We start from the raw sequence: 14289 nt of genomic DNA, 5'->3' as shown, positions 1-14289 counted from the left end.
CGGCTTTGCCGGAGGTAATTTAATTTCAGGAGGAGAAATGTTTGTGTTGAAAGCCAGCATAAAGGCAGGCATATTTTGTTCGGCAGTGCTTGTATTTGTAGCCATTGCCGTTCCGGTTTTTGCTGGCAATCAAGTCAGTATCAGCATTGATGCGAAAAAACCTGGCTCTGTCATTAATAAAAATGTTTACGGCCAGTTTGCAGAACATTTGGGCAGGGGTGTTTATGAAGGTATGTGGGTAGGACCAGATTCAACTATTCCAAATACAAAGGGATGGCGCAATGATGTTGTCGCTGCGCTAAAAAAGATACATGTTCCACTGGTACGCTGGCCAGGTGGTTGTTTTGCGGATGAATATCATTGGCGGGACGGCATAGGCGTACGTGAGAACCGTCCAGTCAAGATGAACACCAACTGGGGCAATGTGGAAGAACGCAATGCCGTTGGTACCCATGAGTTTTTTGACTTGATTGATTTGCTCGGTGCAGATGCCTATGTGAATGGCAATCTTGGTTCTGGCACGCCGCAGGAAATGGCAGAATGGCTGGAGTATATGACGGGTGACGGCAAGTCAACTTTGGCAGAATTACGCCGCAAAAATGGCCGCGACAAGCCATTTAAAGTCGCTTTCTTTGGTATCGGTAATGAGGCCTGGGGTTGTGGCGGCAATATGAAGCTTGAGCACTACACCAGCCTGTTCAATCAATACGCCAGTTTTTTGAAAGCTCCAAAGGCTTATATGCCAAAAATCATTGCCAGTGGTGGTCATGATGATGACACCAGCTGGACAGAGTATTTGACCAGGAACATCCACGAACAATGGAATATGCGTTTTGATGGTGTCAGCTTTCATTATTACACTCTACCAACCGGCACTTGGGAAAAGAAAGGCAAGGCGCTTGGTTTTGGGGAGGATCAATGGATATCCACGCTAAAAAATACACTGCGCATGGATAGCCTGATCAGGAATAACGTTGCCAAGATGGAGGTCAATGACCCCAAGAGCAAAATTGCTTTCAATGTGGATGAGTGGGGAACATGGTATGACGTGGAACCGGGTACGAATCCTGGATTTTTATATCAACAAAACAGTTTGCGCGATGCTCTGGTTGCTGCCTTGAATTTCAATATTTTTCATGCCCATGCAGCGCGTGTGCGTATGACCAATATTGCCCAGATGGTTAATGTCTTACAGGCCATGATATTGACTGATAAAGACAAAATTTTACTAACGCCAACTTATCACGCATTTGAAATGTATGTGCCATTCCAAAATGCGACAAGCTTGCCACTCACGATTAGCAATAACCATGAATACAGTTTTGGCAAAACCAGTATCCCTGCAGTAAGTGCCTCTGCAGCTCGTGCGCTTGATGGAAAAGTATATTTGTCGCTGGTGAACACTAATCCTAATGAGAGTGTTGAGATAGATATTGATGTTGCAGGCGAAAAAATAGAAGCTGCCAAAGGCCGCGTACTGACTGCAAAGACCATGGATGCACACAACACTTTTATCCGGCCACAATCAGTACAGCCAGACAATTTTAATTCCAGTGTAAAAGCAGGCAGGTTGACATTGAATGTCCCAGCCAAGGCGATAGTTGTGGTGGCGCTTGAATAAATGCCAGATACCTGTTGTTCAGCTATCTGAAATCATGCCGATGATGAAGTTGGTGTAGGAAGCAGAGCCTCTGTCGTAATGTAATCAGGCAAATAGTTCAGTTTAAAGGCGAATTGCGTGAAATTTCTCTGTTTGTACTTAATTGTTGGCATTTTTTATTTGCAACCGCAATGTCAACTTGCCGCTGCAGAAGTCAGTGCGCACGACCCTGTGATGGCAAAAGAGGGAGATACATATTACCTGTTCAGCACCGGGCCAGGTATTACGTTCTATAGCTCCGCCAATATGAAAGACTGGCAGCCAGAGGGCAGAGTGTTCGCTGGCGAACCTGTCTGGGCACGCAATATTGTGCCAGACTTCAATGGTCACATCTGGGCGCCAGACATACAGTTCCACAGTGGGAAATACTATTTATATTATTCAATATCTGGATTTGGCAAGCTGACTTCAGCAATTGGTGTCACGGTTAACAAGACGCTCAATCCTCACTCGCCGGATTATCGCTGGGAAGACCAGGGAATGATATTGCAGTCTGTCCCTGGACGCGATTTGTGGAATGCCATTGACCCGAATATTGTCACCGATAGCGAAGGTCAGGCCTGGATGTCATTTGGGTCCTTCTGGTCTGGTATCAAGCTGGTGAAATTAAACGAGGCATGGACAGGTTTGGCACAGCCACAGGAATGGCATGCGATTGCAAAGCGTGCTCGTCCGGCTTTTACACCCGATGAATCAGCTGGGCCCGCAGAAATTGAAGCACCTTATATTTTTAAAAGAGGGGATTACTACTACCTTTTCGTTTCCTGGGGCCTATGCTGTCAGGGAGAAAAAAGCACCTATCATCTGGTTGTCGGACGTTCCAAAAGTCTGACTGGGCCGTATCTGGACAAAAGCGGGAAAGGAATGCTTGAAGGTGGTGGCTCTCTGTTTTTAAATGGCACTGAGCACTGGAAGGCGCTGGGACACAATAGCGCCTATCATTTCAATGGCAGGGATTATCTGGTATTACACGCGTACGAGACCGCTGATAAATATCTGCAAAAACTGAAAATTCTTGACATGCAATGGGACGCAGAACTATGGCCATTCGTTGATGCCGCTCAACTCGATACTTACCGCAGCGTACAGTTGCCAGGAAAATAGCATGAATTATCCATCATGATTATTCATATGGCATCATTGTGGGGCAAAGCTTGCTGCACGCATTGAGTTAACTTTAATAACTCACATCAAATAAAAAAGGCTTGCGGATAAGATATCTGCAAGCCTTTTTGTATTCATTGGTCGGGGCGAGAGGATTCGAACCTCCGACCCCGTGCACCCCATGCACGTACGCTACCAGGCTGCGCTACGCCCCGACACTGAGCGAAAGATTATAGTATATCGTGGCGAATTTTGCTATGTTTGGCCAGAAACTTCTTAAATGCTTGCCTTGGTGAAAATATTTGTCCGATTTTATTCATTATTTGACTGAAATATTTTCATAATTCGGGAAAAACTGTGAAAATACCAGTCCTAGGTCGCCGTATTGCTACGGTGCTTAAAAACATTTCTGAATAAATACAAGATGACAATTAAAATCAGTCAGAACTTTGACGCGGGAGCGATCGAAGTCGTCAAGGCGGAACAGGCGGGGGCCATCGATTTAAATTTGCGCAAGGATTCACATGCCGATATCTGGCAGTGGTTTCACTTTCGCTTGCAGGGTGCGCGCGGTCAGGAGACCGTCATGCGCATCCTCAATGCCGGTAATGCCACCTATGCCAAGGGCTGGGAAGGCTATCGCGCGGTAGCAAGTTATGACAGGGCCAACTGGTTCCGTGTGGATACCGAGTTTGATGGCAAGGTCATGACCATACGCCATACACCTGAGCGTGACAGCGTGTATTACGCTTATTTTGAGCCTTACACCTGGGAGCGTCACCTGGCTTTACTGGGCGGAGTAGAAAATTCTTCTATTGCCCGTGTTGAAGACCTGGGCAATACCGTCGATGGCCGTGACCTGAACGTGATCGCTGTCGGTGACCCCGCAGCTGAAAAGAAAGTCTGGATCATTGCGCGTCAGCATCCTGGTGAAACCATGGCTGAATGGCTGGTGGAGGGCACTTTGAATGCCTTGCTGGACCCGTCCAATCCAATCGCACGCAGCATTCTGGAAAAAGCGGTGGTGTATATCGTCCCGAACATGAACCCGGATGGTTCTGTACGCGGCAACTTGCGCACCAATGCAGCCGGTGCCAACCTGAACCGTGAATGGATGACACCATCGCTGGAAACCAGCCCTGAAGTGTATTACGTCAAGAATAAAATCCATGAAACTGGCTGCGACCTGTTCCTGGATATCCATGGGGATGAAGCCTTGCCTTATATCTTCGTGGCTGGCAGTGAAATGCTGGCAGGCTTTAGCGAAAAGCAGGCGCAGGAGCAGCAGCATTTTGTCGATAGTTTTTGCAATGCCAGTCCTGACTTCCAGACCAAATACGGTTATGAAGCATCCAAATACAATGAAGATGTGTTGAAGCTGGCATCCAAGTATATTGGCCATACCTTCAAATGCGTTTCGCTGACTCTGGAATTGCCATTCAAGGACAATGCCAATTTGCCGGACGCAGAAGTGGGTTGGGACGGTTCACGCAGTATCAAACTCGGTGAAGCAATGTTGCAACCGATTTTGGCGACATTGAGTGCATAATTCCGGTATTTATTGATCGGAGTAGTAATGGGCGTAGAGATTGAACGCAAATTCCTTGTTGTGAATCAGGATTTCAAGCAACAGGGGCAGGGCACATTTCTGCGCCAGGGTTATATTTGTTCTGATCCGGGTCGCATCGTACGGGTACGCATAGAAGCAGAACGTGCGATGCTGACCATCAAGGGTATATCGACCGGCATTAGCTGTGGCGAATGGGAATACCCCATTCCGCTGGCTGATGCGCAAATTTTGCTGGACACAGTCTGTCAGCAACCTCTCATAGAAAAAACACGTTACCGCATTCCTCTTACCGATTTGATCTGGGAAGTAGATGAGTTCATCGGTGATAATCATGGTCTTATCGTGGCTGAGGTTGAGCTTGAGTCCGAGCATCAGCAATTTGAGCGTCCTGCATGGCTGGGTGACGAAGTCAGTCACGACCGGCGTTACGCAAATGCGAATTTGCTCAAGCACCCCTACAAGGACTGGGCATAATCATGGCCAGGCTGATTTTTACCCAGCAGCTCAGTCGTTTTACTGAGGTTCCTGAGGTGGAAGCCCTGGCTGATAATTTGCGCGATGCGCTGGAAGCAGCATTTCAGGTCAATCCTGCTTTACGCGGCTATATCCTGGATGAACAGGGCGATCTGCGTTTTCATGTGGTGGTTTTTATCGACGGCAAACGCGTCATGCAGCGCAGTGGCTTGCGTGACCCTTTAAGTTCAAATAGCCAGGTCTATGTCTTGCAGGCTCTTTCAGGAGGCTAATGATGAAAGCAATGGTAGCGACCCGCAAGGGTTTGTTTGAACTGATCCATATTGGCGGCAAGTGGAAGCTGGATCAGATCAGTTTTCTTGGCGAGCCTTTGAGCATGTGCCTGCATGACAAGCGCGATGGTGCTGTGTATGCAGCCTTGAACCTCGGGCACTTTGGGGTAAAGCTGCACAGGCGCGATGAAGGGCGTGATGACTGGACAGAGATCGCCGTGCCAGCCTACCCTGAGCATGCCAAGACTGAAGACGATGTCGAATGGAAGCTCAAGGCCATCTGGTCTATGGAAACCGGTGGTGGTGACGAGCCTGGCGTGTTATGGGCCGGAACCTTGCCGGGTGGCTTGTTCCGCTCAGCAGATCGTGGCAATAGTTGGGAATTGGTGCGCAGTCTATGGGATAAGGAAGAGCGCAAAGAGTGGATGGGTGGCGGCTACGACACGCCAGGCATACATTCGATATGCGTCAATCCGCGCAACCCTCAGCATATCTTGTTGGGTATCTCCTGTGGTGGCGCCTGGAAAACTGAAGATGGCGGTAAGTATTGGAAATTATGTGCGTCCGGTATGCATGCTGCCTACATGCCACCTGATTTGGCAGACAAGCAAAATATCCAGGACCCGCACTTGATCACACGCAGCAAATTCGCCAGCCATGTTTTGTGGTGCCAGCATCACAATGGTATCTGGCGCAGTGAAGATGATGCAGCAAGCTGGCAACAATTACATTTACCTGAAGGTATTCCAGACTTTGGTTTTGCTGTAGCGGCTCACCCGCGCAACCCCGACGTCGCCTGGTTTGTGCCTGCCGTGGCAGATCAAAAGCGTGTACCCCTGCATGGTGCCATGAGTGTCACGCGTACCCGCGATGGTGGCAAGACTTTTGAGTCTTTGCGAAATGGTTTGCCACAACAAGATTGCTATGACCTGGTTTATCGCCATGGCTTGGCTGTTTCAGAAAATGGCAAAAACCTGTTGATGGCTTCGACTACCGGCAATTTATGGGCAAGTGAGAATGAGGGGGATGACTGGTACCAGATATCAGCTAATCTGCCACCGATTTACGCCGTTAAATTTTATTAATCTGGTCCACATGAGTCAATAAGGCCAGAGTATATACTTTGGCCTTATTGCATTTCAGGCGCTGGGTCTTTGTGGAATTCGCTGTGCCGGATCATAGAAGAAAGTTTCTTCCGCTATGCATTCACCTTCCCAGCGCTGATAGGCAAGTTCTTCCATTTGTGTAACACTGCCGTCCAACCACTCGAATCTGAAAATCCAACGGATGACGACATGATCGCCATTCACCAATACCGGATGCACGCAGGTAGATGTTACTGATCTGGCGCGTGACATAACGGCATGTTCAGCGTTCACATGCGCCGCACGGCCTATTCTGGGCTTGGCCTGGTTTTCCTGCATGCTGGAATTTTCGGTATAAAACTCTTCACATGCTGCAGCATGTTCGTTCGCTTCAACTTTGGCGATGAAGCGCTTTAATGTGTCTTGACTGGGCATGAGCTCATTCCCTGAGAAATAGGGTTTAGCGGGATTAATAGACGCGTGAAATTGATTCTGCCACGCACACTGGTTTATCCTGGCCCTCACGTTCTATTGTTACTTCCCATGTGAGTTGCGCACCATCCTTGATGTCCTCAATTTCCAGCAGTTTTAAGCGCGCGCGTACCCTGCTGCCGACAGGAACAGGGGAGGGGAAGCGTACTTTATTGAGCCCATAATTGACTCCCATTTTGACGTAAGTGAGCTTGATGGCATTGGCAACCAGCATGGGCAGCAAGGACAAAGTCAAAAAACCATGCGCAATCGGCCCACCAAATGGCGACTCAAGTTTGGCTCTTTCTACATCGATATGTATCCACTGATGATCGCCAGTCGCATCAGCAAAAGTGTTCACTCTTTCCTGGCTGATTTCTACCCACTCTGACTGAGCAACTTCTTGTCCTATCAAGTCTTTTAATTCAGCAAGGCTATTAAATTCTCTCATCATGTCTCCTTATTGTTTATTTTTTACTCTGGGCGGCGACCAAACATGCCCATACCGGTAATCGTGCAAACCAGTTTGCCTTCCTGGTTATGCGCTTTCCATAAAGTATTGATGACGCCGCGGTCTGGCTTGGATGTAGAGAGTTTACTGCCCGTGGTCTCTGCTGTGACAGTCAGGGTGTCGCCAGGGCGTACTGGCAGTATCCAGCGTATCTCATTAACGCCAGGCGAACCCATGCTGGATGAATTGGCCAGAAAGCCATCGACCACCATGCGCATGATCATTCCGCAAGTATGCCAGCCGCTGGCGATGACGCCGCCAAAGATGGAATGGCTGGCGGCTTCTTTATCGACATGAAAGGATTGTGGATCAAATTGTTTGGCGAAAGTGATGATTTCTTCTTCTGTCACTACACGCTGCCCCAGTTCTATGACGGTACCGGGAATGAAATCTTCAAAATACCAGCGATCTGTTTTGATACTCATAGTGTGTCCTCGTTGTTTCCTTATTGTCTTAAAAGGCAAAAAAAAATCCCGAACGCAGTCGGGATTTTTCTACAGCATTCAGGCTGCGCTTTTAAAGCCGGGTTGTGCGACAAATCTGGCCAGATGATGATCAGTGTCACCCAATGTCAGCTCTATCGTGGTCAGGCGTTTGAACATGTGGGCAACCGGCAGCTCATTGGTGACGCCCATGCCGCCATGCAATTGCACGGCTTGCTGGCCTATGTATTTGGCTGCCTGACCTATCCTGACCTTGGCGGCAGATACCGTGCGGCGGCGTTCTTCCACATCATCAGAGGCTATCTTGACGGCAGCCAGTGTTGCCATCGAGCGTGCCTGTTCCATTTCCATGAACATTTCAGCCATGCGATGTTGCAAGACCTGGAATTTGCCGATAGGTACGCCAAATTGTTGACGGGTTTTCAAATAATCCAGCGTGGCTGCGGTAATTGCTTCCATGATGCCTATGGACTCTGCGCACAGCAGGGTAACGCCGTAGTCAGCCACCGCATCCAGTAATTCCCAACCACCATCCACTGCGCTTAACAAGGCATCTGCACCGACTTGTACGTTGCTGAAGCTAATATCAGCAGCACGATAACCATCGATGGTGCGGTAATCGCGACGGCTGACGCCTACTGCATTGGCATCAACGATAAACAGGCTGATGCCATTCGTATCGCGTTGTGCTCCGCTGCTGCGTGCAGAGACAATCAGTTTGTCTGCCTGGGCGCCGTGCAGCACCACGGTCTTGCTGCCATTTAGTACAAAGCCATCACCATTTTTGCTGGCCGTGGTGGCAATGTCAAACAGTTCGTGACGTGACTGTCTTTCACCCAGTGCATTCGCCAGCTTGACTTCGCCACCAGCGATTTGCTCCAGCACATCTGCATGCTTGCCGGATTTTTTCAAAAACTCTGCACCCATGACAGTGGCAAAGTAGGGCTCGATAACAATGCCGCGCCCCAGTTCCTGCATGATCACCAGCATGTCGATGGCAGAACCATTGAAGCCGCCTTGCTCTTCTGGCACAGGCAAGGCCAGTGCGCCCAGCTCTGCCAGACCACCCCACGCTTTATCGGATATACCTTCAGCCGATTCTATAATCTGTTTGCGCTGCTCAAAGCCATAGTCTTTTTCTACCCAGCGACGCAAGGCATCAGCAAACTGTGTTTGTTCTTGTGTTAAGTTGAAATCCATTTTGCTCTCCTCACAGGCCCAGGATCATCTGGGTGATGATATTTTTTTGAATTTCGTTGGAACCACCATAAATGGAAGTTTTGCGGAAATTGAAGTAGTACGGCGCCAAAGGCGCAGCATCATCGTCACCGACTATGCTATGTTCAGTCGCGCCTTCGAGGAAAGCCGGGTCAAATGGCAGGCCATAAGGGCCAACCGCTTCTACCATTAACTCTGTCAGTCTTTGCTGGATTTCTGTACCCTTGATCTTGAGCAGCGATGCTTCCGGGCCAGGACGACCACTGTCCTGGGAAATGACACGCAGCACAGTAATTTCCAGCGCCATCAATTCCACCTCCAGGCTGGCAACCTTGCTGGCATACACCGCATCATCAATCAGCGGCAGGCCGTTCTTTTGATGTTTGGCGGCGATGCGCTTGAGGAATTGCAATTCACGTTTGGCACGGCCTACGGCTGCGATATTCGTGCGTTCATGGCCGAGCAGGTATTTGGCATAGGTCCAGCCCTTGTTTTCTTCGCCTATCAGGTTCTCTACCGGAACTTTGACATTATCGAAGAAAACTTCATTTACTTCATGCTCTTCGTCGAGCATGATGATAGGGCGCACGGTAATGCCAGGCGTTTTCATATCGATGAGCAGGAATGAGATGCCTTCCTGTTTGCGTACACCAGTGTCAGTGCGCACCAGGCAGAAGATCATATCGGCGTGCTGGGCCAGGGTGGTCCAGGTTTTCTGGCCATTGACGATGTAATGGTCACCATCGCGTTCGGCGCGGGTTTTCAGGGATGCAAGGTCTGAACCTGAGCCTGGTTCTGAGTAACCCTGGCACCACCAGTCTTCGCAGCTCAATATGCGTGGCAGGTAGTAGTCTTTTTGTGCCTGGTTGCCAAAGGCCATGATGACAGGGGCTACCATATTCACGCCAAAGGGCAGGATGGCGGGCGTGCCAGCACGCGCGCATTCTTCTTCAAAGATATGGCGTTGGGTGGCTGTCCAGCCTGTGCCGCCGTATTCTGCTGGCCAGCCTGTTGCTACCCAGCCCTGCTTGGCTAATATTTTGTGCCAGCGAACAAAGTCTTCCCTGGACAGACGTTTATGATTCAATACTTTTTGCTGCAGGTCTTGTGGAAGATTGGCTTCCAGGTAGGTGCGCACCTGATCCCGGAAGGCAAGGTCTTCTGCCGTATAGTTCAAATCCATGTTGTCTCCTGTTTTATGATGGCCGCAGCAAGCAATTAATAAGAAAGCAGAAAAAAGCACGACCGTTCAAAACTAATTGTACAACGGATTTTCACAAATGTGCCAGGCAAAATTGGCAGCCAATATTTGAGTAGTAAAAACTTGTTACAGGTGGGCTTAAGGCATTTGCATGGGCAAGAAGGCAATGCCATGCATTTCTACTATCTCGCCTTTAGCCAGGAAGCCAAAGCGCTCATAAATAGGAACGGCCTTCAGGGAGGAATTGACAGTGAAATTGCCAGTATGTCCTTGTGTGACTGCATATTGGCGGGCACGCTGCCATAGCTTGCTTGCCAATTTTTGCCCCTGATATGAGGGATGAACGAACAGATGGAACAGATGGCTCAGGTCTCGCATGGCGATGAAGCCAGCCAGCGTTTCACCGTGCAATGCAAGAATATAGTGGTAGCGTGAATCAGAGAGATAAGAAAGTTCGGCAGATTCTGATACTGACTGTAAAAATAAATCCGCACCGCTGCCATCCGGATTGACGCAGAAATCCAGCGCAAACTTGGAGATTAATTGGCTAATGGCTTGTGCGTCAGTAGTCAAACCATCTCTGAAATGAAAATCAGAGTCTATTCCAGAGATGGTTTGTTCACTTTTATGTGCAGGGTTACCTGTTGTCGCCATCTATTCCACCAAACTAGACAAATTCCGACGTTTAGTGGAAGTGGGTTGCACCTGGTGTTGGTGCGTCATCCGGCATTTCGGTATGAACCAGATCGCTATCTCTGTCTGCAAATAGTGGTGTTCCGCAATCATCACAGAATTCCATCGCGAAAATTTCTTCCAGCTGAATAATGTCGGTAACACCGCATTCTTGCAAAATGCCGGGGATTTCGCCAGCAAGTTGCTCGTTTTCATCCAGATTAACAGCAATGATCTGGTCTTCTGCCTGATAAAGCGGCCAGACTACGCCATAGATCACTTCAGGAGCATCACGCAGGCAAAAACTGATGCGGTATTCATCAATTTGCCCGGGATTTTCCTGCTCACCAAAAGATGCAATGATGACGGTGAACTGATCTGCCTCTTTACTCAGAGTTTGCGTCAAATAGAACATGGCAGAGCGTATGGTCGCCGGACGTATTCTGATATCTGCTTCACGACAGGCGGTGTAATAGGCTTCGGGCAGTAAAAGCTCTATGCCGCATCCAGGTAACAGGCGCTTGATGGTTGCATCGGTTTGTTGCTGCCATTCCATTAAAGCATCACTTTTGGCTTGTGCGCAATCATAGGGCGCGTCAATAGTTTGCCACTGGAAGAGTGGGGCGCCTTTTTTGACAAGCAGCACACCAAGCACATACCGTATATCTGCCAAAAATGGAATGGTATGAGCACGTTCAGCTTCTGCCGGTGCAGGCAGATGTTTTAACATGGCCAGACTATGCCGCTCCAGCAAAGCATAGGTTTCTACGTGGCTGCGCGGTAATTGATCGATGGAATACAATCCCGGCAGCAAGCGCAGTTGTGCTTCTTCAGCCAATAAATGCGTCTGCAATTGTGTGTGCAGTATACCCAGCGCTTCTGTGGGAATGCTGCCCGAGGCAATTTCAAAACGCGTCCATGCCAATATGGGGGCAGCGATCAGCAAGCTGGTATATGACTGTCCATCATTCTCAAACTGCGCGCAGGTGCTCACAGATTCCAGCGTTTCGGTCAGGACCTCATAGCCATTGGGATGAGTTTGGAACAAGTGTTCAGTGGCTGCCTCCAGCATATCCTGATGGTGTTGCTTGAGGCTCTTGGTCACCAGTGCATCCAGTTTGGCCTGCCAGTCCAGGTCTTCAATACGGCTGGCAGATTGTGCAACTGCGAGCGCAAGATTGGCGACGCGCTGGCTTTCAGCGGCGAGTTTGAGGCGATTTCTTTTTATAGGGCGACGCATACTGAAATAGAGTAGAGGGGGTTAAGCCCATTGTAACGGCAATTTGCCTCGCCCCCGGTGAATGAGTTTATTTCTTTGCGTACTGTGTTTTTCCAAACAAAACTTCCCTTGCCTTGTCATTATTTTCCAGCGGTTTGCGCAAGTCAGCCAATACTTGCACACCGCGTTGTACTGCAGGGCGTTGGCTGATGGCATCAAACCAGCGCTTGGCATTCGGGAATTCTGCCCAGTCTATACCCTGATTCGCGAATGAACGTGTCCACGGGAAGGTGGCTATATCAGCGATGCCATATTCCTCTCCTGCCAGATAAGTGGTTTTCTGCAGCTGTTTATCGATAACACCGTAGATGCGCTTTGTTTCGTTGGTATAGCGGTCAACGGCATAGGCTATTTTTTCAGGCGCATAGATGCGGAAGTGATGGGCTTGACCCAGCATGGGGCCAACACTGCCCATCTGGAACATCAGCCATTGCAGCGCTTCATATTTTTCCCTGTCGGTTTTCCCAAGGAATAAGCCCGTTTTACCTGCTAGGTAAATCAGTATCGCGCCAGATTCAAACAAAGCGATAGGTTTGCCGTCAGGGCCATCTGCATCAACGATGGCAGGAATCTTGTTGTTAGGTGAAATTGCCAGGAAATCGGCTTTGAATTGATCGCCAGCGCCAATATCAACTGGAATGGCGCGGTAAGGCAAGCCGCATTCTTCCAGCATGATGTGTACTTTGTGTCCGTTTGGTGTCGGCCAGGAATAAACGTCTATCATTGCTTCCCTCTTCAATGGGTTGATGAAAACAGCAAGCATCCATTATGCATAGATTCATGCATTTGCGCTTTAATCCAAAATAAAAGTGCTGCAACAGCTCTGATATGTTGCACTACGACTTTATATTTCGGCTTTATACTCAATGCTCGCCAAGCATAAAGATAATATGAAAAAAACTGCACTGCCTGCTTTATTTGCCCTGCATATTGCCGTGTTTTTATTCGGTGCTGCAGGTGTGCTTGGCAAGTCGCTGGCCGTCAGTTCTTTAATGCTGGTATTTGGACGTACCTTGTTTGCCGCCTTATGCCTGATACCTGTGCTGGCATATCAGCGGCAATTGCATGTTCGAGATGTTTCAAGGAGCGTCGTCCTTTGCGGTTTTCTACTAGCGGTGCACTGGCTGACTTTTTTTGCCTCACTCAATTTTGCACCTGTTGCTTTTGGCTTGATGGGCTTTGCCAGTTTTCCTCTATTTGTGGCATTGCTGGAGCCGTGGTTTTTTAAAGAACCAAGAAGGGCGCAGGACGCGTGGGCTGCCTTGTTCGTTGTATTGGGCATGGTGGTGATGGTTAGCGGCACTTCTTGGGGTAATGGTGCACTCCTTGCTTTGGGGCTGGGAATAATATCCGGTTTCAGTTTCGCTTTGCTGGCGATGGTAAATCGCTGGCAGGGTAGCCATATCCCGCCATTTAAATTGGCCTTTCTGCAAAATGCTGTGGCCGCTTTTTTGCTTTTACCTTTCGTATTATTGGCTGGTGACCTTGCAGGCAATAGTACACAAATCTGGTCGGGGTTGATATTGCTGGGAGTGGTGTTTACCGCTTTATCTCACGGCTTGTTCATGTTCAGCCTGCGTCATTTATCGACCAGTTTCGCCAGTATCATGACTTCTCTGGAACCAGTGTATGGCATGTTGCTGGCATTTCTATTTTTGCGTGAAACACCGGGAGTGCTGGAATTAACCGGCGCTTTCATCATCATGGCAGCTACTGCTTATGCCAGCTATCAGCATCAGGCGCACTAACTTGTTTGCCGTCAAGTTCTGTCCCTGTCTTTTCCATTAAGCCCTTTATTTGTATCTTTTTTGCATCTGTTTTGATTTTGCAAAGAAGTAGATAAAATAGTCTAGACAAAATGATCTAGACCATATAATCTACATCTTAATCAATTATCTACAAGAGCGCGACATGGGCAAAATCATTTCACGTAAACCGACGACTGCAGAGCTGGATTTGTTGCGTCTGATGTGGCAATTGGGACCATCAACTGTCAAGGATGTACATCAGGCAGCGGTGCAGGACAGGCCGGAGTTGTCTTATGCAACCATATTGCGGCTCATGCAGGTCATGCATACCAAGGGCTTGCTCAGCAGGGATGAAACTCAGCGCTCCCATGTCTATGCTGCGGCCCAGGCACAAGATTCTCTACAGACAAATCTCTTGAAAGATTTGATCCACAAGGCTTTTTCAGGCTCAGCCAAAGACCTGGTGATGGCAGCCCTGCGCGGCCATGTCAGCAAAGAAGAGCGCGAAGAAATTCAGAAATTGCTGAATGAGGATGAAAAATGAGCCCATTTTTTCAACACCTTGTCACTGCCTTGGGCTG

Annotated in this window: 16 protein-coding genes and 1 tRNA gene; 8 read left to right on the top strand and 9 right to left on the bottom strand. The window is 48.8% G+C overall.

Annotation, left to right across the window (positions count from 1 at the left end):
* Positions 1–37 precede the first annotated feature (37 nt).
* Together UNDKW_RS12875 and UNDKW_RS12870 are read left to right on the top strand one after the other, a co-directional pair.
* Positions 38–1621 carry an alpha-N-arabinofuranosidase gene (locus UNDKW_RS12875; protein ID WP_162059011.1) on the top strand — a complete coding sequence of 528 codons (1584 nt, stop codon included), beginning with the start codon at positions 38–40 and terminating at the stop codon, positions 1619–1621.
* A 132-nt stretch (positions 1622–1753) separates the two neighbouring features.
* Positions 1754–2764 (top strand): arabinan endo-1,5-alpha-L-arabinosidase, encoded by a 1011-nt coding sequence (locus tag UNDKW_RS12870; RefSeq protein ID WP_370529131.1) that lies wholly within the window; start codon positions 1754–1756, stop codon positions 2762–2764.
* 138 nt (positions 2765–2902) lie between these two features.
* Here the strand turns inward: UNDKW_RS12870 and UNDKW_RS12865 are convergent.
* Positions 2903–2979: transfer RNA gene (locus UNDKW_RS12865), tRNA-Pro, on the bottom strand.
* A gap of 209 nt (positions 2980–3188) precedes the next feature.
* On the opposite strand from UNDKW_RS12865, the gene UNDKW_RS12860 reads away from it, so the two are divergent.
* The 4 genes from UNDKW_RS12860 to UNDKW_RS12845 are packed head-to-tail and all read left to right on the top strand — an operon-like array spanning position 3189 to position 6165.
* The gene (locus UNDKW_RS12860) at positions 3189–4313 is read left to right on the top strand and encodes a carboxypeptidase family protein (RefSeq protein ID WP_162059009.1); all 1125 of its coding nucleotides are present in this window, start codon (positions 3189–3191) and stop codon (positions 4311–4313) included.
* A 27-nt stretch (positions 4314–4340) separates the two neighbouring features.
* Complete coding sequence (locus tag UNDKW_RS12855; protein ID WP_162059008.1) at positions 4341–4808, top strand: CYTH domain-containing protein; 468 nt, start codon at positions 4341–4343, stop codon at positions 4806–4808.
* 2 nt (positions 4809–4810) lie between these two features.
* Positions 4811–5080: a MoaD/ThiS family protein gene (locus UNDKW_RS12850; RefSeq protein ID WP_162059007.1), complete on the top strand. Its 270-nt coding sequence runs from the start codon at positions 4811–4813 to the stop codon at positions 5078–5080.
* 2 nt (positions 5081–5082) lie between these two features.
* On the top strand, positions 5083–6165 hold the full coding sequence (locus UNDKW_RS12845; protein WP_232063366.1) for an exo-alpha-sialidase: 1083 nt from the start codon (positions 5083–5085) through the stop codon (positions 6163–6165).
* Between the two features lie 54 nt (positions 6166–6219).
* On the opposite strand, the gene UNDKW_RS12840 is transcribed toward UNDKW_RS12845, so the two are convergent.
* The 8 genes from UNDKW_RS12840 to UNDKW_RS12805 all read right to left on the bottom strand — a co-directional run bounded on the left by UNDKW_RS12840 (position 6220) and on the right by UNDKW_RS12805 (position 12684).
* Positions 6220–6600, bottom strand: coding sequence for a nuclear transport factor 2 family protein (locus tag UNDKW_RS12840; RefSeq protein WP_162059005.1), 381 nt, complete (start codon positions 6598–6600; stop codon positions 6220–6222).
* 34 nt (positions 6601–6634) lie between these two features.
* Entirely contained in the window at positions 6635–7087 is a 453-nt protein-coding gene (locus tag UNDKW_RS12835; protein ID WP_162059004.1) for a MaoC family dehydratase, read from the bottom strand.
* A 23-nt stretch (positions 7088–7110) separates the two neighbouring features.
* Positions 7111–7572, bottom strand: a complete 462-nt coding sequence (locus tag UNDKW_RS12830; protein WP_162059003.1) for a MaoC family dehydratase — start codon at positions 7570–7572, stop codon at positions 7111–7113.
* A gap of 78 nt (positions 7573–7650) precedes the next feature.
* Positions 7651–8790: an acyl-CoA dehydrogenase family protein gene (locus UNDKW_RS12825; protein ID WP_162059002.1), complete on the bottom strand. Its 1140-nt coding sequence runs from the start codon at positions 8788–8790 to the stop codon at positions 7651–7653.
* A gap of 10 nt (positions 8791–8800) precedes the next feature.
* Complete coding sequence (locus tag UNDKW_RS12820; protein ID WP_162059001.1) at positions 8801–9991, bottom strand: acyl-CoA dehydrogenase family protein; 1191 nt, start codon at positions 9989–9991, stop codon at positions 8801–8803.
* Positions 9992–10147: 156 nt separating this feature from the next.
* Positions 10148–10663 (bottom strand): GNAT family N-acetyltransferase, encoded by a 516-nt coding sequence (locus tag UNDKW_RS12815; protein ID WP_162059000.1) that lies wholly within the window; start codon positions 10661–10663, stop codon positions 10148–10150.
* Positions 10664–10694: 31 nt separating this feature from the next.
* On the bottom strand, positions 10695–11921 hold the full coding sequence (locus UNDKW_RS12810) for a DUF2863 family protein (RefSeq protein ID WP_162058999.1): 1227 nt from the start codon (positions 11919–11921) through the stop codon (positions 10695–10697).
* A gap of 67 nt (positions 11922–11988) precedes the next feature.
* Positions 11989–12684: a glutathione binding-like protein gene (locus UNDKW_RS12805; RefSeq protein ID WP_162058998.1), complete on the bottom strand. Its 696-nt coding sequence runs from the start codon at positions 12682–12684 to the stop codon at positions 11989–11991.
* A 166-nt stretch (positions 12685–12850) separates the two neighbouring features.
* Here UNDKW_RS12805 and UNDKW_RS12800 point away from each other — a divergent pair, with 166 nt between their 5' ends.
* Both UNDKW_RS12800 and UNDKW_RS12795 read left to right on the top strand, forming a co-directional pair.
* Entirely contained in the window at positions 12851–13708 is an 858-nt protein-coding gene (locus UNDKW_RS12800) for a DMT family transporter (protein ID WP_162058997.1), read from the top strand.
* Positions 13709–13871: 163 nt separating this feature from the next.
* Positions 13872–14252 (top strand): BlaI/MecI/CopY family transcriptional regulator, encoded by a 381-nt coding sequence (locus UNDKW_RS12795; protein ID WP_162058996.1) that lies wholly within the window; start codon positions 13872–13874, stop codon positions 14250–14252.
* Positions 14253–14289: the final 37 nt, after the last annotated feature.

Source organism: Undibacterium sp. KW1 (assembly GCF_009937955.1).
GTDB lineage: Bacteria > Pseudomonadota > Gammaproteobacteria > Burkholderiales > Burkholderiaceae_D > Undibacterium.
Note: the sequence above shows the minus strand (reverse complement) of the source record. Positions and strands in the feature narration are given on the sequence as shown.